At 54.2% G+C, this 20,979-nt stretch carries 15 protein-coding genes; 8 read left to right on the top strand and 7 right to left on the bottom strand.

What is annotated here, in order from left to right; genetic code table 11:
* The coding region (glyA, locus tag GOV38_RS20250; RefSeq protein ID WP_254430653.1) for a serine hydroxymethyltransferase at positions 1–1,211 on the bottom strand (1,211 nt) is incomplete at its 3' end.
* Positions 1,212–1,349: 138 nt separating this feature from the next.
* A complete protein-coding gene (locus GOV38_RS20245) occupies positions 1,350–2,837 on the bottom strand; it encodes an arylsulfatase (RefSeq protein WP_217352113.1) in 1,488 nt (495 codons plus the stop codon).
* Positions 2,838–3,038: 201 nt separating this feature from the next.
* On the opposite strand from GOV38_RS20245, the gene GOV38_RS20240 reads away from it, so the two are divergent.
* Positions 3,039–4,985: a DUF3604 domain-containing protein gene (locus GOV38_RS20240; protein WP_217352112.1), complete on the top strand. Its 1,947-nt coding sequence runs from the start codon at positions 3,039–3,041 to the stop codon at positions 4,983–4,985.
* Between the two features lie 248 nt (positions 4,986–5,233).
* Here the strand turns inward: GOV38_RS20240 and GOV38_RS20235 are convergent, their stop codons facing one another.
* Positions 5,234–6,544 (bottom strand): phospholipase D family protein, encoded by a 1,311-nt coding sequence (locus tag GOV38_RS20235; RefSeq protein ID WP_254430650.1) that lies wholly within the window; start codon positions 6,542–6,544, stop codon positions 5,234–5,236.
* 415 nt (positions 6,545–6,959) lie between these two features.
* Between GOV38_RS20235 and GOV38_RS20230 the strand changes: the two genes are divergently transcribed.
* Entirely contained in the window at positions 6,960–8,141 is a 1,182-nt protein-coding gene (locus GOV38_RS20230; RefSeq protein ID WP_171210074.1) for an adenylate/guanylate cyclase domain-containing protein, read from the top strand.
* Between the two features lie 255 nt (positions 8,142–8,396).
* A complete protein-coding gene (locus tag GOV38_RS20225) occupies positions 8,397–9,701 on the top strand; it encodes a ferric reductase-like transmembrane domain-containing protein (RefSeq protein WP_371808541.1) in 1,305 nt (434 codons plus the stop codon).
* Between the two features lie 371 nt (positions 9,702–10,072).
* Here GOV38_RS20225 and GOV38_RS20220 read toward each other — a convergent pair whose 3' ends face one another.
* A complete protein-coding gene (locus GOV38_RS20220; protein WP_171210072.1) occupies positions 10,073–11,293 on the bottom strand; it encodes an APC family permease in 1,221 nt (406 codons plus the stop codon).
* A 376-nt stretch (positions 11,294–11,669) separates the two neighbouring features.
* Here GOV38_RS20220 and GOV38_RS20215 point away from each other — a divergent pair, with 376 nt between their 5' ends.
* Positions 11,670–12,077: a c-type cytochrome gene (locus GOV38_RS20215; RefSeq protein WP_171133671.1), complete on the top strand. Its 408-nt coding sequence runs from the start codon at positions 11,670–11,672 to the stop codon at positions 12,075–12,077.
* Positions 12,078–12,092: 15 nt separating this feature from the next.
* Here the strand turns inward: GOV38_RS20215 and GOV38_RS20210 are convergent, their stop codons facing one another.
* Complete coding sequence (locus GOV38_RS20210) at positions 12,093–13,250, bottom strand: cation:proton antiporter (protein WP_171213034.1); 1,158 nt, start codon at positions 13,248–13,250, stop codon at positions 12,093–12,095.
* Positions 13,251–13,447: 197 nt separating this feature from the next.
* Here GOV38_RS20210 and GOV38_RS20205 point away from each other — a divergent pair, with 197 nt between their 5' ends.
* The 4 genes from GOV38_RS20205 to GOV38_RS20190 all read left to right on the top strand — a co-directional run bounded on the left by GOV38_RS20205 (position 13,448) and on the right by GOV38_RS20190 (position 18,388).
* Positions 13,448–13,897, top strand: coding sequence for a phasin family protein (locus GOV38_RS20205; protein ID WP_171103496.1), 450 nt, complete (start codon positions 13,448–13,450; stop codon positions 13,895–13,897).
* Between the two features lie 58 nt (positions 13,898–13,955).
* Positions 13,956–14,357 (top strand): universal stress protein, encoded by a 402-nt coding sequence (locus GOV38_RS20200; protein WP_171210070.1) that lies wholly within the window; start codon positions 13,956–13,958, stop codon positions 14,355–14,357.
* Positions 14,358–15,067: 710 nt separating this feature from the next.
* The gene (locus GOV38_RS20195; RefSeq protein WP_171210069.1) at positions 15,068–16,753 is read left to right on the top strand and encodes a tryptophan halogenase family protein; all 1,686 of its coding nucleotides are present in this window, start codon (positions 15,068–15,070) and stop codon (positions 16,751–16,753) included.
* 90 nt (positions 16,754–16,843) lie between these two features.
* Positions 16,844–18,388: a cryptochrome/photolyase family protein gene (locus tag GOV38_RS20190; RefSeq protein WP_171210068.1), complete on the top strand. Its 1,545-nt coding sequence runs from the start codon at positions 16,844–16,846 to the stop codon at positions 18,386–18,388.
* A gap of 36 nt (positions 18,389–18,424) precedes the next feature.
* Here GOV38_RS20190 and GOV38_RS20185 read toward each other — a convergent pair whose 3' ends face one another.
* Both GOV38_RS20185 and GOV38_RS20180 read right to left on the bottom strand, forming a co-directional pair.
* Positions 18,425–19,696, bottom strand: a complete 1,272-nt coding sequence (locus GOV38_RS20185; RefSeq protein WP_171210067.1) for a glycerate kinase — start codon at positions 19,694–19,696, stop codon at positions 18,425–18,427.
* 155 nt (positions 19,697–19,851) lie between these two features.
* Positions 19,852–20,826 carry a LysR family transcriptional regulator gene (locus GOV38_RS20180; protein WP_171103485.1) on the bottom strand — a complete coding sequence of 325 codons (975 nt, stop codon included), beginning with the start codon at positions 20,824–20,826 and terminating at the stop codon, positions 19,852–19,854.
* Between the last annotated feature and the right edge of the window lie 153 nt (positions 20,827–20,979).

Genomic DNA, 20,979 nt, shown 5'->3' with positions numbered 1-20,979 from the left:
GCATGAGCACGCCATCTTCGATCACATTGTATGTGTACGGAGCCGGTGCAGGCAAGTTGACCTGCATCGGCCGTCGTCATGCCCCAACGGACCAGTTCTGGCGTGCCAATGCGCAATCCGTTCATATTGCCGTCAACCACGGCCAAAGGCAGTCCGATGCTGCAAGCAAGGAATCCATTCGGGCGCAGCTTTTTCGACGCCGCCTGACCGCCGCCAAACGGTTCGGCCAATACGGCGAACTGGTGGGAGTCCGTAAAGCCTTCGGCCCCTGCAAAGACCGGAACGCCCTCTGTGTCCAATGCGGCCGCCAATGCTTGCGACATTGCGATCATCTCCCTGGCATCGGCTTTCCCAAAGTCCCTCCAATCCAGCATGGTCACTGCTAAAGCGGTCGTCTTCGCAGCATCGAAGTTGGCAGTCATCCCGGGGAACGCGATGGCATCCAGCGCCTTTGCGATCTCGGCATCGTTGGTGACGATCAGTCCGCCGGCCGGTCCTCCAAGGCTTTTGTAGGTGCTCATCGTCATGAAATGCGCGCCTTCCTTCATTGGGTTCGACCACGCCCGCCCGGCTATGATCCCGCATTGGTGAGCCGCGTCGAACATGACCTTGGCGCCGACTTCGTCCGCGATGGTACGAATGTCGGCCACGGGGTGCTCAAACAGGTTCAGACTGCCGCCGATGGTGATCAGTTTGGGTCGTTCGGCCAGGGCCAATGCACGAAGCTGATCCAGATCGACCGTGTAGCCATCTTTGTTTACGGGAGCCTCGACCGTGCGCAGCCCATAAAGCCCCGCACAACCCGCGTTATGGTGCGTCACATGCCCGCCAATCGACACGGGCGGAGCGATAATCGTGTCACCCGGTTTGCAGGTCGCCATGAAGCCAAACAGGTTAGCAATCGCGCCAGAGGGCACGCGGACCTCTGCAAAACTAGCGTCGAACACCTCAGCGCAAAGCTGGGTGGTGATAACCTCGATCTCTTCGATCGCCTCCAGTCCCATTTCATACTTGTCACCGGGATAGCCCAAGGACGGACGCGATCCGATACCTGACGACAAGAGCGCCTCTGCCTTGGGGTTCATAACATTGGTCGCCGGGTTGAGGTTGAAGCATTCTTCCTCGTGGATCACACGGTTCCGCTCGGCGAGTGTCTGAACCCGGGCCAGAAGATCGGCCGAGGTCGTGGACGCAGCCTTGTTGCTGCCCAAACAGGTTTGGGCGATCCGGGCAAAACCAAGCGACCAACCCAGTTCAAGTCTCCACACGGCGGCAGAGTTTGCGGACACTCGTTCATAGCGCAGCGAAGATCGACAAGGGATATTACGGGTTGCTGAGCAGGCCGTTACTTAGTCAATGGGTGGTTCGTAGGGATCCGGTGTTCCTGGGGGTATCGGAGGATAATCTTCGAATGTGGCGAGGTGCTCCTGTAACTGTGGCAAAGCCTTTTCGGCCGCCCATGTGTGCGGGAAGAGTACGCTTTCACGCTCGTGTGGATCATTCAGAAGATTGTAGACGCGTGGCGTATCGAATGACTCCGTTGCACCAAATGCCGTCGTATTCTCTTTGAAAAGAACTTTCCAGTCCTTCCATTTTACACCGAATATCTGTTCGCCCATGTAGACGATAACGCCTTCTCGGTTTGAGTTTGGTTGGGCACCAAGAAAGAACTTTGACTGATCGATGCCATCAAAGGCCCTGTCATCAGGCACCCTGCCCCCAGCAAATGCCGCAAGTGTCGGATAGAGATCCATAGAGTGGACAACATCGTTGCTTTCAGAACCCGCAGGGATCTTTCCTGGCCACTTGATCGCAAAAGGCACCCGCATGCTTCCTTCGAGGCTTGTGAACAGAGTGCCGCGCCAAGGTCCGGCGGTACCGTGTACCGCTGGCACGGGCGAGACATTTGCATTTCCAACCGGAAGAGCTTCGGGTCCGTTGTCGGCAGTAAAGATCACTACTGTGTCGTCGGAAACCCCCGCATTCTCAAGCGCATCAATCACGCGTCCGATATAGGTATCTGTCTGAAGCAGAATATCGGCCCAAACCCCGTTTCCGGTGGCGCCATCAAACTCCTCGGACACGATGTTTGGATAGTGGGTCTGCGTATATGCAAGATAGATGAAAAACGGCGCGTCTTCGGCACTCTTCGCTTGGATAAATTCGATAGCCTTTTTCGTCAGGTCGCCATCTATCTCACCGCGATAGTCCAGATCGTAGTCCCGCGCGATGGTTGCGGGCTCGCCCGCAACACCTTGCATCACTACGGGCTCTTCCATGTTGGCTTCAGCAAATCCCGGAAGCGTGCGCCAGACTGTAACGTCAGTGGTCTCAACTCCGTAGAATTCGTCGAATCCTTGATTCGTTGGGTAGCGTCCTTCGGTCCATCCAAGATGCCACTTGCCGTACATGGCTGTGTTGTATCCTACATCCTTCAGCATTTCGGCCATCGTGATTTCCCACTGGGTCAAACCGTAGACGCCGCCACCCAGTGGGACCGTATGGTTGCCGCTTCGGATACCGTAACGTCCTGTCATGGTCGCTGCGCGGGACGGTGTGCACTGGCTTTCCACGTTGAAGTTCGTGAGTCGCAATCCTTCCGCCGCGAGGGCGTCCATCTCGGGGGTCGCCGTACCACGGATTATGCCACCCCCGTTGAATCCAGGTTCGCCCCAGCCAAAATTATCCATAAATATGAATACGATGTTGGGTTTATCCTGAGCTGACGCGCCCGCAGCAAATAAAAAGGACAAGGACAGTAAGACTGTTCGCGATAACCACTTCATAACGGCGCCTCCAATCAAGATCACAGGTTGAAGACTGACGAACCAGGTCACTCTTCGTCAAGAACATCCACTCGGCACTGTATTTTCCACTGGCGGCTGAGCGTTAGAGTTATGGGCAAAGCAGCGATCTGGGAACAGCCAAACCTCACTTTGGGTCTCTTGTGCTGAACCAAGAAAACCTTAGTTTTCCTTGACGAACAGCCCGTTCAGATGGTGCCATGGGTTGGCATTCAGCTCGGCTGGGAGGTTCAAATGAAGCTTTTTCTGAAGACATCGACAGCAATAATTTCCGCATCATTCATAGCAAGCTCTTCAAATGCTCAAGACGCTGCTCAAGGCGGGCAAGTTGGAGAGATGACAATATCTGTTGATGATATGCGTGAACCCGCACCTGCTGATTTTTCGCCTTATGCAGGTCGAGATTTTCCTACACGCCCACTGTGGGGGGACACTCACCTGCACACGTCAAACTCGCTCGATGCACGCGGATTTGGCGTCATTCTGAGCCCAGACGATGCCTATAGGTTTGCACGTGGTGAGGAAGTCACAACATCGCATGGCCTGCGCGTGCAGTTATCGCGCCCCCTCGACTGGCTTGTCGTATCTGATCACTCGGACGCAATGGGGGCCATGAACGAGATCGTTGCCGGGAACTCCACTCTGATGCGTGATCCAACCCTTCGAGACTGGAACGAACGCCTCAACGCCGGCGGGGACGTCGCTTTGGGCGCAACCATGGAAGTTATTGAAACCTTTGCGGGCATCACCGGGGATGCTCTGCCTGAAGCTGTTTCAGACCGTAGGTTTGTACAATCCGTATGGGACGAGTTCACACAAACTGCAGATCAACACAACGCCCCTGGTACATTCACTGCTTTCATTGGATACGAATGGACTTCCACCGAAGCTGGAAACAACCTCCATCGCAATGTGATCTACCGCGATGATGCCATTCGCGCTCGGCAATTGTTGCCCTTCACAACCGCAGAAACCTTTAATCCTGAACGTTTGTGGGACTGGATGGAAACATATGAACAGGAGACCGGCGGTCGTGTGCTGGCCCTTGCCCACAATGGCAACGTCTCCAACGGCCTGATGTTTCCGGTTGAGACGAACCCTGAAACGGGTGAACCTTTGACAGAAGATTACGCAGAGCGGCGTGCCAAGTGGGAGCCGATGTATGAGATCACCCAAATCAAAGGTGACGGAGAAGCGCATCCGTTTTTGAGCCCAAACGATGAGTTCGCAGACTATGAAACTTGGGACAAATCCAACCTTGGACCAACGCCCAAAGAAGACTGGATGCTCCAGTACGAATACGCTCGAGAGGCTCTGAAGAACGGGCTGAAGCTTGAGGCTCAACTTGGCACCAACCCATACAAATTTGGAGTGGTAGGTTCGACAGACAGCCATACCGCTCTGGCAACGGCGGAAGAAGACAATTTCTTTGGCAAACACTCTGGCGTCGAACCAGAGCCGGGTCGTTGGCAGCACGTTGTTGGTGAGTTCGATACGACAAGAATTCTTGGATGGGAAATGGCAGCGTCAGGTTACGCTGCCGTTTGGGCGGAAGATAACACGCGCGAAGCAATATTCGACGCTATGGAACGAAAAGAAGTCTATGGGACAACCGGTAGTCGTATTGCGGTTCGCTTCTTTGGCGGCTGGGACTTTACGGAAGCTGATGCCAAATCTCGACTGCCCGCCGAAGTCGGATATGAAAAAGGCGTTCCGATGGGTGGGGATCTCGCCGACGCGACAGAAGGTGCGGACGCCCCAACATTCTTGGTAGCTGCGCTGAAAGATCCGTTTTCTGGCAATCTCGACCGTGTTCAGATTGTGAAAGGTTGGCTAAATGCCAATGGCGAAACTGAAGAGCGGGTCTATGACGTCGCTTGGTCGGGAGACCGGGAACTTGATGCGGACGGCAAGCTGCCAGCGGTGGGGAACACCGTGGATGTTGCATCGGGCACGTTTACCAATTCGATCGGGTCTCCAGAGCTAATCACTGTTTGGACGGATCCTGAATTCGATCCTTCAGTCAGCGCTTTCTACTATGCCCGTGTCCTGGAGATTCCCACACCGAGGTGGACAATTTACGACGCCGTTCGGTTTGGAGACGAGCTGCCTGCCGACGTGCCTACGTCAACGCAGGAACGCGCTTACACTTCGCCAATATGGTATACTCCTAAAGGCTGAGATATGCCTACCGGCAGCGCCGTTTCTGCAAAATCCCGGCAGTTCGTGTCGCAGCATCGTTAGGCTGATCCGTTTATGTGAGTTTCTGCCTCGGCTCTTCGCAGGTGTTGTGTGTATGCCAAACACAGCGCTTGTTTTTGGAATTGTGAGTGTCCGATTCCGAGGAGGGTTCCAGTAGCTCTGCGAACAAAGCGTGCGTTCGCTGCGCCTGTGCGAATAGCCGCATGGACTGACGTATGCTCAAGAATCTAAAGCTGCGACCCAATTGGCAGAATACTTAGAAATCCAGCAACTATGTGATCCCAAGTCGATCCTGTTGGCTCTGATAGATATTCGATAACGTTGCTATCATCGCCTCTTGTTGTCCATTTGAGCTGACCAGCTTTCTCAAGCGTCACGTTATATGTGTATGCCGGCAGAGCGTCGTCCAAGGCACCCATGGTTTGTGCCGTCAATGCCGGCGAGTCTATCAGAATTCCCATCTCGGTGTTGATTTTGACAGACCGCGGGTCCCAGTTGAACGATCCTACGAACAAGTAGCGGTCATCAACGGCAAATGCCTTTGAATGCAAGCCTGATCTGGATTGAGCCCAGTTAACGCCCCGGCGTTGGACCTGATAGGCGTCCGGTCGCAGTTCATAGAGTTCTACCCCACCACGTAGTAATGCACGGCGTTTTTTAGCATAGTGCGCGTAAACGGGTGCAACGTCATTAGATGCAAGCGAATTGGTTACAACCTTTACGTCGACCCCTCGCTTCTCCAGTTCGGTCAACCATTTCACGCCGTTGTTGCGTGGCACGAAATAGGCGGAAACGATGTTCACCTCACTGGTGGCATTCTCGAAGTACGGAAGCAGTTGAGATGCGAGAACGGGGCCTGAATTCTCAAGCCCGGCGGCTTTTGAAGGCGGATCGGAATAGAGTTTGGCGGGCAGCCAATCTAGTGACAGGGCTCCATCTGCGAAGTTCTCTTGTGCAGACCTTCTGAGCGCAGCACCGTACTGGGTTTGCTTCGCTTCCTCGACCAGTTCATTCAACTTGCTTCGCGCATCGCTAAGGTCAAATTCTTTTGGTTCTCCCACGACCACGCGCGCCGGAACTGCGAACTCGCTGTTCCAGTAAGAGTCAAAGCTGCGCGACACCTCGCGCACAACGGGGCCTGCGGCCAGCACATCCAGATCAGCGTAGTTCATTTCTTCCCGCGCGAGAAAGTACTCGGCACCGATGTTTCGCCCACCCACAATCGTGAACACGTTGTCGGCCGTCATGGATTTATTGTGCATTCTGCGATTGATGCGTTTGAAATCCGTCAACCCCGCGATCAACAAGCTTTGTTCGCGCCAAAATGGATTAAAAAGTCTGATTTCAATGTTTTCGTGATTGTCCAACGCTGCGGTCATGGCGTCGTACCCGGATGTATCCATGTCATCCAGCAACAGCCTAACACGAACACCCCGATCTGCCGCTTGCAAAAGACTGGCGGCGAACAGGTGACCGGTTGGGTCATTGTGCAGAAGGTAGTATTGGGCGTCTATCGTTGTCTCGGCCGCAGCAGCCATCAATAGCCTTGAGACAAGAGCTTCTTCACCGTCACTGATCAGCTTGACCCCCGACCGACCGTCTTTGGGGTCACCAAGCCGGTTGGCCGCCTGACTAAGCGCTGTGCGCGCGTTTGCAGGAAGCGAGGCCGATACGCTCTTTTCGTAGATGCGCGTTTTGGGAGCGCAAGCAGCAAGAGTCAGCACGCACCAAACACAAACCAAGAACTTCCATCGGGCCATCAGCTTTCTCCATCCCTATGTCCTAGGTGACTACGCCGAGACGGGTGATTGCAAGTTTGTTCTCTTAAACATGGGCTTGTTTCTCTGGTCGGTGTTGACTTGGTGAAACCCTCAACTGCCCCATGCAAGTATGCGGTTTTGACGCAATCTCATTTCAAACGTACTCTGGCAGCACCAAGCGCAAACGAGGACCATGTCTGAATCCAAACACAAAAATGACTCTGCCGCAGAACCATCGCCGCGTAGTTTTGCCGACGGTATCGGGGTAGCAACAGAGGAATTCAAGATCTCGATGCCAATCGGGGTTGGCGCCGTCCTGGCTGCTTTGGCTTCTTTGGCCACCTGCTATTCCGGGATTTTGCTGACATATTTGGTTGGCTACGAAGCGATTTCCCTAAACCCACATGCGCAAGCTGTGCTTATGTGGGTGTTTGCGTTGTTGGCGGTCAGTTTCTTGTGGAGAGACCGAAAACGGCATGCAAAGGAACTTCCACTCGTCCTCGGTGGAATTGCTGCTGCCATCCTGATTGTCACGCTGTATTTCGGCTATGATGAACGCGTCGAAGCGCTTGCCTATGTGCTTTTGGCGATCGCGGCTTTGCTAAACCAGAACTTCATACTCGATGCCTTGAACCACACGGTTCGCAACCAGACACATGAAATAGAGGCATTGAACGAAAGACTGACCGAGAAGGTAAAGCGCCAGGAAAGCGAGATTGACAGGCTCGGGCGACTCAAACAATTCCTTGCGCCTCAGGTAGCAGAGCTTGTGGTCGAAGAAAACGCTGACGAGCTTCTTAAAACTCATCGTCGATACATCGCTTGCCTATTCTGCGACATCCGGAATTTCACAGCGATTTCCGAGGCGATTGAGCCAGAAGATGTCATTACTCTTCTCCAAAACTTCCACGATGAAGTTGGTCATCTAGTGGCCCAACACAAGGGGACAATCGGATACCGAGCTGGAGACGGATTGATGGTTTTCTTCAATGATCCCGTTCCCTGCGATCAACCGGTTCTGCAAGCTGTGCGATTGGCCAAGGCAATAAGTGAAGCTTTCGACGGAATACGAGCACCCTGGCAGAAACTCGGACACTCGATGGGTTTGGGTATCGGGATCAGCAGCGGTTACGCGACACTTGGGCTTATCGGGTTTCATGGTCGCGCCGACTACACCGCAATCGGCGGAGTAGTGAATACCGCATCCAGGCTTTGCGACTTTGCCAGCGATGGACAGATCCTTTTGAACCAGCGGGCGCTATTGGACATAGAAGAGCATGTGGAGACAGAGAAGTTAGGAGAAAGGGAACTCAAAGGCATCGGCAACCCAGTGCAGATTTTCCGCGTTATCAGTCTATCTGATCAGGCAAAGTGATGCTCTCTATTGTTAGGAGTGGACCTGTCACGGAATTGTTCCGCTTCTTTGACTTGGTATTTTGCCACAAAGGAGAGACATCATGGCATCGAAACCAACCCCGATGTTCCGCGCCGAAGCATTTCGCATTGCACACTCCAGCGGCCTGAGCCGCTGCCAGGTTGCCGCTGATCTTGATCAGAACCTTCGATCAACCTAGCGTCTATGCACAACAAGCACGAGTTGCCTTCCTGTGATGCATAGGACCAGAACCGAATGAAATGGCCGTATCTAGTGCTGATCTACGTTTTGGTGATCCTATCCCCACTGGCTACCGCCTGGTCGCTGAACTGGCCCTCGCGACCTTTTCATCAAGAGCTTGCATCAGGACTTGGAATGCTTGCATTTTCAATAATCTTGATCGAATTCCTGTTGTCGGGACGGTTCAAATTCATCTCGGGCAATGTGGGTATGGACGTGACCATGCGGGTGCATCAGCTAATGGCGCGAACAGCACTTGGCTTTGCGCTCATACATCCGCTTTTGTATCAGGGCACACCAACTGGCGGGCATCGCCCATGGGACGTGACACATCAACTCACGCTTACGACCGACTTTTCTGCCCTGGTAACGGGCATAGGTGCGTATTTTTTGTTTGTTATTCTGGTCGCCTCAGCGATTTTTCGTAAGTCCCTTGAATTCAAATATGAGACATGGCGCCTGTTTCACGGTCTCGGGGCTTTGGTCCTTGTATGCTTGCTGCTGCACCACACGGTATATGCCGGACGCTACGGAGGACATCCGTCACTGTCATATCTTTGGTTTGTACTAACCGGTATTGCGGTCGGAACTTTATTGTATGTCTACCTCGTTCGCCCATTGCGTCAGAGAAAAAGACCTTGGAGCGTCAGTACCGTGTCTCGCCTGACACCAAGGCAATGGGAATTGCGCCTCAAACCTGTTGGTCACAAGGGTCTGACCTATGAAGCAGGTCAGTTTGCGTGGCTGAATGTTGGTCATAGCCCATTCTCGCTAAACGAGAATCCTTTCTCGATCAGTTCGGCACCAGCCGGAGGCCCCGAGGTTTCATTCGTGATAAAAGAGCTTGGGGATTTCACATGCGGCCTTGGGCAAATCGCTCAGCAAACCCCGGTCTATCTAGACGCCCCGCATGGCAACCTGTCGATCAAAAACCGCTCTGAGAATGGCATCGTCCTGATCGCAGGTGGCGTCGGCATCGCACCCATGCTGAGCATATTGCGTCAAGCAAAGTTGAGCGGAAGACCGCGCGATATCAAACTTATCTACGGCAACCGGTTAGAGGAGCAAATTGTCTATCGTGAGGAACTTACCCAAGAAGATACAGTGTTTGTTGTGTCCGAACCGTCAAAAGATTGGCAAGGCGAAACAGGCTTGATCGACGGGCCTCTCTTGGATCGCAACTTGTCGAAAGAGCATTTTGATGGCTGGCTGTTTGTTCTGTGTGGGCCGACTGCCATGATGGACAACGTCGAAGATCACCTGATCGCGCGGGGAACTTCGTCAGAACGGATCTTGTCCGAAAGGTTTGACTATGATTGATCGGTTCAGAAACCAGCCTGCGCGTAAACGGGTGAAGCTGGCGGTCTGGGCCATCAATATTTTGGTTTTTGCCATTATCCTGGCTTACTCGCTGAGATAACCGAGCAGACTATTCCGCATTTGGCGACAACTAGGGAACCAGCGCGAAAAGTCCAAAAATCCAGCCCATCAACGAATGATGCGGAAGGGTTGAGGTTTTCTTAGGGGAACAAAGCACCAATTGCCGAGGTTCGACCAGTTGGGCTTGCCGCGAAATAGACCTTCAGAGGCAGCAGTATGGGCCCTCGTAGTTGTTGACCCACATCTTTGAAGGCTCTGTGCCTCCAAACAGATAAACGCACTCTTAGGTAAAATTGACCGGCGTCATATGCCTAGAGAAACCCTGCTCCGAAAAGCAATATGCTTGTGATAACTCCAAGGATGGGCACGACAGGAGGTACTTGGAAATGCTCGTTCGTTCTATCAGGTTTAGCTTTCAACAGTATCAGCGAGAAGTTGACCAGTACAAAGACCATAAGAACGACCTGAGACGTGCGTTCTGCAAGAACGTCTATTGGAAAGGTTTGGGTCAAGAGCATGATGATCGCCGCGACCAATAGCGTGGCGAAAACAGGTGTCCGTGTTGCTTTAGGCACTACCGCCAGGGTTTTCGGTAGGTAGCCCCGATCTGCGAGGCCATATATCACCCGCGACGCCATGATCATCTGGATCAATACTCCGTTGACGGTCGCTACTATAGCCACTGCAGAAAAGCCCTGTTTGATCTCGTCAGGCGCGTTTGAGAACACAAGTGCAAGAGGTGCAGCAGATGTCGAAAGAACATCGATCGGAACCACACGCAAAACTGTCATAGAGGTTCCAAAGTACAATAATGTCGCCAGAATGAGAGTTAGAAAAATCGCTTTTGGGATAGTGTGCAAAGGGTCTTTGACTTCTTCTGCGACATTAGCCATGTCCTCAAAGCCGACAAAGGCAAAGAAGGCTAGAAGTGATCCCGCGAAAATACCTCGCCAGACATCAAGCTCAAGCGCGGGAAGCATCGCACCGATCCGGTATCCCTGCGGATCCTGAATCGTTAGGCCCCAGCCCATCACGAACAGAAGACCGGCGATTTCGATGATTGTAATAATGGCTGCGATGAGCACCGACTCTGTGATCCCCCAAAGTGCGATGGCAGCCATGATCAACACAACGCCGATGGTCAGGAACGGGATCGCTAAGCCAGTGAGGGCGTGCAGGTATGATGCTGCTCCGATCGCAACGGCTGAGGCTGAGATAACTCCCGAGGCCGCGACAGCCAGGCCGACCAAGACTGCCATCCAACTTCTTCGAAATCCCGCCTCGACATATGCCGCTTCGCCCGCGCTGACTGGAAACCGTGTTGCCAGCTCTGCATACGAAAGCGCAGTAAGCGAAACGACAAGTGCCGCGACAACAAACGACAAGGCCGCAAACGGCCCAGCAACATCAGCTGTTGCACCGACCAAAACGTAAATACCCGCTCCGATCGTTACACCAAGGCCATAGAGCGTGAGCAACGGAGTTGTAAGGGCCCGTTTAAGTTTCTGTTCCTTAGGGGCAGTGGAACTCATCAGCGTTTCTCATTGGTCGGTCTGTTTGTAGAAGGGTAGCAAGGTCTTTCTCCGGACACTTCGCCAATGGCGACACATCTTGTTTCGATAATCAAAACCCCATCGAATGTTACATGTGTCGGCGTCTATGCGAATTCGACGCCGACAGACGACGAAGGGTTCGTAACCGCTCCTGCTGAGCCTCCAGGGGTGGTAGTTCGACCATATCGAAACGATCGTATTTCATTCTATCAGTGGTCTATGGGCTTTGATTTAGGTCAAAGGACACGCGAGTTGGGCCGAACAGCAGCGGTGCAACCGATATGAGCGAGGTCAAAGAACTGACCCCAAGATCGTTTTATCTGGTCGGCAACAGGCTCGGACAGAGGAGAGGCAGATGCCGGTAATTCGCAAGGTTTTGATGTCACTATTCATTGCAGGAACTGCGGTAGCGCAGGAAGTCAACATTCAGGATGGGAAAGATCTGTTCCGGACCTATTGCTGGCAATGCCACGGTTTCGAAGCGACCGGGGACGGGCCAATGGCTGAGATGCTGGCAATTCGGACACCGAATCTCACCACGTTGGCCTTGGAGAACGCGGGCGTGTTTCCGATAGACAGGGTAGCGGAAAAGATTGATGGTCGGTCACGATTGTTGGCTCATGGAGGAGAAATGCCCATATTTGGCGCGGTTTTCGAGACAGACCAACTGTTCGCGCTGGCTCTACCGAATGGCCAAACAATGATGGTAGGTCTTCCGCTGGCGAATTTGCTTGCTTTTCTTGAATCGGTCCAAGTCGATTAGGAACTGGCCCTGCCGCTATTTGGTATCAGCGGTGCGTCTGATCGAGAAAAGTGTAAGTGGCGGCCCCAACACTTCGAACACCACCGTACTGGCCAGCGTAAAAGCCATGATCGACGCAGCCCAGTGCGGAAATTGCTCTCCGGCAACAAGGGCCATACCCACAGCGACTCCGGCCTGCGGCAGTAGCGCTGGACCGTACCAGTAGGCATGGCGAACCGGTAAGCCTCCCAGCCTTGCGCCGCAATAGCCACCAATAAGACGTGCCATTGTGCGTAAGATCAGGAAAAGCACGCCAGCCCACCCCATTAAGCCAAAGGATTCAATATCTAATGTGGCTCCAGCCAGCAGAAAGAACAGGATCATAAATGGCCACTGAATATGTTCGATCTCGTGAAAAGCACGGTCGTGATGCCGGGCAAGATTTCCAATGGTCGCGCCCACGACCATACCTGCTACGAGGAACGAAACCTCAAGCCAAAGTGCAAAGCCTGCCGTTAGAAAGACGATCCCAATCGCTTCTGCCTGCATTGGCTCGCCCGGCTTCAAGCGACCGGTTAGGTAAGCGGATGGCACGCCCAACACAACGCCCAACAAAATGGCCCCGCCGAAATCCCATAGTGCAGTTGTCGTGACCGACACCCAACCATCCGTATGACCTGCAAGCACCAAGGCTATGCTGAAAACCATCAGCCCCCAAACGTCATCAATCGCGACCACACCTTTAAGGGTTTCAGTGAAACCGTTGGATACTCCAGATTGTTGGATCACGTCTGTCATTGCGGCCGGAGCCGTGGCGGTCGCGATTGCGGCCAAGACCAATGCCAACCCTGGGGGAAGCCCAATTGCGGTCAGTCCGCCAGTCACAATGATGATGGTTACAACCACAATCGAAATTGAGATCGCAAGAATTGCGCGTCCGTGTCGAACTAGGTTCTGCCGCGTCAAAGATCCTCCAAGCAGAAACGCGACCATCGTCAGAGCAACGATCGAAATCTCATCGAACCACATTGCGAAATCGCGAGGGATAACCCCCGTGTCTGCATTTCCTGCAATCAAACCAAGAAATAGCAAAGCTGTAACACGCGGAAGATGCGTGGCCCGGCCAAGTTGATCTGCCACCAAACCAGCGAGGAAGAGAACACCGAGAGTAATCAGAAGGCCGGAAACGTTCATAGAAAACCGCGCATTAAGCACTTGTTGGGGTCACTGTAACTTCAATCCAACCCATTAGGAACCAGTGTCCCTGATGACGCAATTAATTGGCCGCCATTAGGTTACAGAAACGTATTTTGGGATTTTGATCTAAGTTAAGGCGGGTTTTCTCAGCATATGGCAATATGAAATCTTCAGGGGATGAGGAGGAAATCGCAATGTCGACACAGAAATCTAACTCAAACTACCCAGCTACTCTTGTAGACATCTTCAAGCAAATGCAGCCGCCAACTGCGGGTAATGCAGCTTTTGGCGCGCAGATAGAACAGTTCTGGGATGCTCAGGAAAAAATGCTGGAAGAAACAGAGGCCTTTGCCCAGCACTGGTTTGAAAGGCGCCACATGGCCGTTCGCACGGCTTTGCAGGCCGCGCGCAACGTTTCGTCGGCGAATCCATCTGATCCTTCAGAAGCTTTAAAGAGCATAGCTGAATGGCAGCGTCATTCCTCGGAACGTCTAGTCGCTGATGCTCAGGAATGGTTCGAGACTGTCGCACGCTGTGCGGCATATGTAGCCGAAACCGAAGCTGAGGCTGTAGAGAAAACAGTCGAAGATATTTCGACCGCGACAAAGAGCGCTGGGAAATCGTCGAAGTCTGAACCTGTGTAGCTTTCCTTGTGCTGCAGACGTCTGGCTGAAATAGCAGAAGCTTCCGAATGGAGTTCGTATGTACAAGAACATCCTGATACCTGTCACCCTGGACCATGACACAGGAGCGGCTTTTGAAGCTGCCCGCCAATTGGCCGATGCCAACGCTGTCTTCACCGTCGTACACGTTCAAGAGCCAATACCAGCATATGTTGGGTCTCAGATCCCGAACGAAGTGCTTGCACATACGCGGCATGAAATTCTGGAAAAGCTACATCAAAAAACCTCTGAAATGCCCGGGGCTTCGTCACGGCTCATCTCGGGGCATGCGGGTAGAGCGATTGTCGATTTCGCAAATGAAAACGATGTCGATTGCATCGTTTTGGCATCACACAAACCCGGCTTCCAGGACTTGTTCCTGGGCTCAACGGCCAACAGAGTCGTGCATCACGCTAGGTGTTCAGTTCACGTTATCCGATAAGGGCGCGTCTGGAGCTCTACGATCAAACGCGCGTGGCAGGGAACGGGCACATTGCTGTCACGCAACTCTGGGCAGAGCTGCCGGATGACGTTGAAGAATATGACCGGTTGGAAGAACAGAGGGCAATGAGATTACGGAAGCAGAACCGCCTTTTGGCGCATCTCAAAAGCCGCTCCCGATTTCGCTTGTTCGCTTACGTGCTCTTCTCAGTTATTTCCCTGATCACAGCGCAAGAATTCCCTGTTTCTTAAAGGACAGGGAGTCGCTTTCTAGCCCTATGTAAAACAGCAGGTAGCCAGAGCAAAATTCACCAGCATTGGCGCATTCGAAGCCCAAACCGCCAGTATTCCCTGTAAATTCCTCATAAACTGGCCTTTTGAGCCGAGATTGCATAGCTCATGACTACGCGCACTGCCACGACGTCTTAGAATTTCCGTAGATTTCGGCTTCAAAAGCCACGTTTGTGTTTAACCACCGCGTTGATGGCGGCGTCTGGGTCCGGCGCATAACTTTGGTGGCGCGCCCTCTGCATCTGCACCCAACTGTGACGTTTCGGGTGAATTGCACATACAATATTCATAAGAACTGGCTGCGCGCATGAAAGCTGTTATATTCCTCGGAAAGCTAAAAAAGGGATAGCTGCGGAAGCTTCTCCAAAACCGGAAACGTCGCAGCAAAATAATTCCCCAAGCCAACAGGGACAGACCAATATGAACAATCGTTTGCGCAAAATCACCATTGTGGGTGGCGGCACCGCTGGCTGGATGACCGCGTTGATCCTCGACATGGTGTTTTCACGCACATCCGCGACCAAGGATCGCCCCCACCTTTGTCTTATCGAAAGCCCCAATATCTCGACCGTGGGTGTCGGTGAGGCGACGGTGCCGCGTATGCCGGTCACGCTAAGGCAAGCCGGTATCACCGAGCGCGACTTTTTTCGTGAGACGAACGCATCGTTCAAACTGGGGGTAAAGTTCTGCAATTGGAACAACGATGCCAAGGGCAATCGCATCGACTATATGAACCCGTTCGCGCATGGTCAGATGCTGGAGGGGCTGGAGGCAGCCGAGTATTTCCTGCGCTTTGGCAATGGCGATCGGGATTTCACTCAGTCGATCTCACCCCATGATGATCTGGCCCGTCTTTGCAAAGGCGCGCGCGCGCTGGGGCAGCCTGAATTCGAACAGCGCTTTGGCTATGCCTACCATCTGGACGCGGTGAAATTCGCAGGAATGCTGACCCGGATCTGCACCAAGCGCGGCGTCGAGCATATTCAGGACGAGGTGCAATCGGTAGAGCTGGATGAACAGGGCAATGTCAGCCATTTGATGCTTGAGGCCAAGGGCCGTCATGACATCGAGATGGTGGTGGATTGCACTGGCTTCCGGGGTTTGATCATCAATCAAGCTTTGGGTGAGCCGTTTCTGGATTACTCGGATTACCTGCCCAACGACCGCGCAATGGCGTTGCAGGTCGAACATCCCGATCCCGAAAAAATCGAAAGCGCCACGCGATCCACGGCCCTTGGGGCTGGGTGGACATGGCGTGTGCCGCTCTTCAATCGTGTGGGAACGGGCTATGTCTATTCGTCGGCGCATCGCACCGATGATCAAGCCGCCGATGAGTACCTCGAATGGCTAGGGGACAGTGGCAAAGGGCTCACCCCAAGGGTGATCCCGATGCGCGTCGGGCGGGTCCGCAATGCCTGGGTCAAAAATTGCCTGGCCATTGGTCTGTCAGGCGGGTTCATCGAGCCGCTGGAAAGCACCGCCATCCATATGATCGACCATGCGATACGTTGGTTTGCAGAACACTTGCCAACGCGAGATATCGCACCTTCGCTGCGCGACAGATACAACCGGCAAATGGACAAGCTTTACAATGAGGTGCTTGAATTTATCTGCCTGCATTATCGCTTGGGCAACCGCACCGACGACCAATATTGGATCGACGCGCGCACCGAGATGAAAATCCCCGACCGGCTGGCCGAAAACCTGGAACTTTGGCAGCACCGCTTGCCGATGCAACATGACGTCGAGTTCGCTACGCTTTTCGATCACCGCGTCTACCAAACGGTTCTGTTGGGCAAGCAATCATACGACACCGGCTATGGAACCGGCATCCGGGATCGCATCCGCCCCTTGAAGAAGCCCATCTGGTTCCAGTGGTGGAAGGGGGCCAAAATGGATCTTGCGAAGATTCTCAAAACCATGCCGGATCACAAAACGCTACTGCGGGACATCCGGGGTGAGCTGGAAAAACCCGCCTTTGGCAAAGCTTTGGCGCCCAAGCCCACCGTGGCCATGCCGGGAGCCACGCCCGCTCCAGCGTTGATCCAGAACATGCCCAATCTGGCCGAGATCCAGAGCGGCAAAAAGGATTTGCAGCTGTTCTAGCACCGCTGTCCGGGCCTATTGATTGGTTCGAGGAAAATCCTCCAACCAAATTGTGTTGCAGGCGGGAGCTTAGGCGCTAGGTCACCACAGATGACAAGCAGGCAAGACACCTCCCTCAGTAAAGTGATCCTGATCCTTGGCGATCAACTGAACCCGGATATCCCGGCGCTTCGGTCGGCTGACCAAAGCAAAGACACCGTTCTGATGGCCGAAGTTGCGGAAGAGGCAAGCTATGCCCCGCATCACAAAAAGAAAATCGCTTTCATCTTCTCGGCCATGCGCCATTTCGCGGCGCAGTTGTCTGACGAAGGGTGGCAAGTTAGGTATGTAACCTTGGATGACCCCGAAAACACGGGTTCTATCACGGGTGAGGCCCAGCGCGCCTTGAACGATTTTTCGCTTAGTCGGCTATGCCTGACCGAACCCGCAGAATACAGGTTGAAGACAGCTATCAAAGATTGGGCGGATCAGCAGAACATCCAGCTTGATGTGCTGGACGATGACCGATTCATCGCGACGCACAAGGAGTTTGAGGATTGGGCCAGAGGTCGCAAGCAACTGCGGATGGAGTATTTCTATCGCGAAATGCGGCGCAAGACGGGTCTTTTGATGGATGGTGCTCAGCCAGAAGGTGGCAAGTGGAATTTCGACTCTGAAAACCGGAAACCCGCATCCGCGAATTTGTTCATGCCGCGCCCGCCTCAAACCCAACCCGACAAGATCACCACAGAGGTGCTGGAGCTTGTAGAGGCTCGGTTTGGCACAAACTTCGGCGAGCTCTATCCGTTTTGGTTCACCGTGACCCGAACGGGAGCGCTAGAAGCGCTGGACTGTTTCGTAGAGAGCGCCCTGCCCCATTTCGGCGATTATCAGGATGCGATGCTAGAAGGCGAAAGCTTTCTCTACCACTCGGTCCTGTCTCAATACCTAAATGCCGGGCTACTTGGGCCCTTGGAGATCTGTCGGCGGGTCGAACGCGCCTACTACGAAGGGCAAGCACCGCTGAATGCGGTCGAAGGGTATATTCGGCAGATCATCGGCTGGCGCGAATTCGTGCGCGGGATCTATTGGCTGAAAATGCCGGGCTACACGCAAAAGAATGCTCTGGGTGCCCACCGCGCATTACCGGATTTCTATTGGACGGGCCAGACGGATATGGCCTGCATGGCCGCCGCGATCTCCCAAACCCGGCAAGAGGCCTATGCACATCACATTCAGCGCCTGATGATCACCGGGAATTTCGCCATGCTTGCAGGCATCGACCCGCAACAGGTGCATGAATGGTATCTGGCGGTTTACGCAGATGCCTATGAATGGGTCGAGGCCCCGAATGTGATCGGCATGAGCCAGTTTGCCGATGGCGGGCTGCTCGGGTCCAAGCCTTATGCGGCCAGTGGCAACTATATCAATAAGATGTCCGATCACTGCAGCCATTGCCCTTACGACGTGAAGCAGAAGACCGGTCCCGGGGCCTGCCCTTTCAACCCGCTTTATTGGGATTTTCTTGATCGCAACGCCGAAAAGCTGCGCGGGAACCCTCGGCTGGGGCATGCATATCGCACATGGGATAAGATGACGCCTGAAAAGCAGGCCGACTATCGCGACAGCGCAAAGCAGATACTTGAGGGTCTCTAGCCCGTTCTAACGAGGGGATGGGTGTACAGCACGACATCACTCTTCTGAGTGCGGAAAGATCAGGATCGCGCGAAAATCGTTCACATTGGTCAATGTGGGGCCGGTCACGACCTGAGAGCCCACGGCCTCGAAAAAACTATGCGCGTCGTTGCGGGCCAAGGCGTCGCCAGGATCAACCCCGGTGCGCGCCGCCGCGTCCAGCGTATGGGGGCCAAAGACCGCACCGGCCACCTCTGCCGCTCCGTCCACACCGTCAGTGTCACAGGCCAGACCCCAAATGCCCGGTTGGCCCTTCAGCGCGATCGCCGCAGCCAGTGCATATTCCGCATTTGGCCCGCCAATGCCCCCCTGATTGCCGCTTACCGTGCATTCCCCGCCCGACAAAAGCGCAATTGGCGCGTCTTGGGAGCCAAGCCCGGCTTGCAGCGACAGCGCCAGCTGCGCATGTTCTGCACCCAACTCACGCGCTTCACCCTCAAGCGCATCCCCCAGAATTCGTAGATCAAATCCCAGCTGTGTCACCTCTTGCCCGGCTGCCGCCAGCGACTGTGACGGGGCCGCGACGACGATGTTTGTGGTTTTGCTGAGCCGTGTGTCATCGGGTGCGACAGTTGTGCTGCTGTTGCGCTGCAAATGCGCCCGTGCCGCAGGCGGCAAATCAATCGAGTGGCGCTCCACAATGTCCCAGACATCCTGAACCGAGGAGGCCTCACCAACCGTGGCCCCCGACCCGATCTCAGTCGGATCGTCCCCCGGGACGTCGGAAATGGCAAGGCTGAGGAGCGTCGCAGGATAAGCTGCCGCCGCAAGCTGCCCGCCTTTGACATGAGACAGATGCTTGCGAACGGTATTCATTGCCCCGATGGGCGCACCCGAAGACAACAACGCGCGGTGCACCTCTTGCTTGTCCGATAGCGTCAGATCCCCCGCCGGGGCGCAAAGCAGCGCCGATGCGCCGCCGGACATCAGCGCCAGAACAAAATCGTCTTCACCAAGTGATGCAACCAGTGCCAGCAACTGTGCTGTGGCATCCTGACCGGCCTCATCTGCCACCGGGTGGCTTGCTTCGATGACCTGAACGCCCTGGGTGGGTCGTGCATACCCGTACCGCGTGATGATCAATCCCTCACACGGGCCCCAAACATGCTCAACCGCTTCGGCCATACGTGCCGACGCCTTCCCTGCGCCTATGACGACCACGCGCCCGGGCGGTTTTTCGGGCAGTTGTGCCGGGATAACCTGCATCGGATCCGCTGTCGCGACAGCAGTGGAAAACATCGATCGCAAAAGCGATTCCGGTTCGGCCATATCAGCCTCCTTAACTCTGGTCGCAACTGACCGATCACCAATCGCCGTCAACGTCTCCGCCGGATACGCGCATCTTGTGAGCGATTGGAAACACAGCACAAAACTAGGTCAACTGTGGACAGCAGATAGCGGTCTGCCCAACCTTAGGTCAACACTCATGCCGCAGAACGAGGCAAAGTCACAAACTGATCGCTCAGCCACGGGTACTGCGTTTGCATGGGTTCAACAAAATACTGAGTTATCAGGGCTTGCAGAGTCTTGTGGATCAGGCGCGACGTTGATGCGGGATAGACGTCGGTCGTGAACAAAGAAACGGTGCGGATAAACCCCTTGCCAGGCAACGGGGCGACCCTGGTTTGCCCGTGGAACTCTTTCGCCCTCAGATAGCTGCCAACCGTCGTGATCGTCCAGCCACTGCCTTCGGCCACCAGACCGATGATCGCAGGGTTGCACTCCAACTCGAACCGGTTCGGCAAATTTATCTTGCTGCGCGACAACTGAATCTCGATCAGCTGCCCGATCGTCAGATCTCGGGAATAGCGCAAGAAAGGAAGCGTTGTATCAGCGCTGCGCAAATCGTCAAAGCTACCCTGAAACTGAGAGGGCAATACAATCACAAACGGGTCACGCATCAACGGGTATTCGATCAGGCCTTTGACATTCCCAGCCGGTCGCGTCGCGACACCCACATCCAGTTTTTGTGCCTGCAGTTTTTCGATGATCTCATGGCTGGGGCGCGTGAAATGGCGAAAATTGCAGCGCGGCAGGGCAGAGGAAAGGTATCGGAACAGCTCTGGTGTCACCGAGTTGTCAAAATCGTCGATCAGCCCAAGGCGCAGGTCGGTAGCATGCTGCCAACTGCCCGAACGGATCTCGACCTCGCCCCGTCTTAGGGCTGTGAGACCTTCATTGACATGGCGCGCAAACACGGTTCCCGCTGGTGTTAACCCCATCGGCCTGCGGCTGTGATCGACGAGTTCAACCTCCAACGCATCCTCAAGACTGCGCAAATGGTTCGAGACCGTGCTGACCGAAAGACCCGCCTCTTCGGAAACCTTTTGGACAGAACCGAGTTTCGAAATTAGACTGAAAATCTCGAGCCATCTCAAACTGAGAGCTTTTCTGGTCATCTGCCCTATCCCTGGCCACATCAATACGAGAAAACCGAAACAGAGTTTCGCATTTCCCGCAATGAAAAAATTAGTTCCCTGTTTGCGGTAGCCGCGTCTATGCTTTTTCAATGACCCGAAATCCTGGGGTCGCAAAAAGCGAACAGCTATAAT

Origin of the sequence: Ruegeria sp. HKCCA5839, from assembly GCF_013035585.1 — a bacterium.
In the GTDB taxonomy this organism is placed as follows: Bacteria; Pseudomonadota; Alphaproteobacteria; order Rhodobacterales; family Rhodobacteraceae; genus Ruegeria.
Note: the sequence above shows the minus strand (reverse complement) of the source record. Positions and strands in the feature narration are given on the sequence as shown.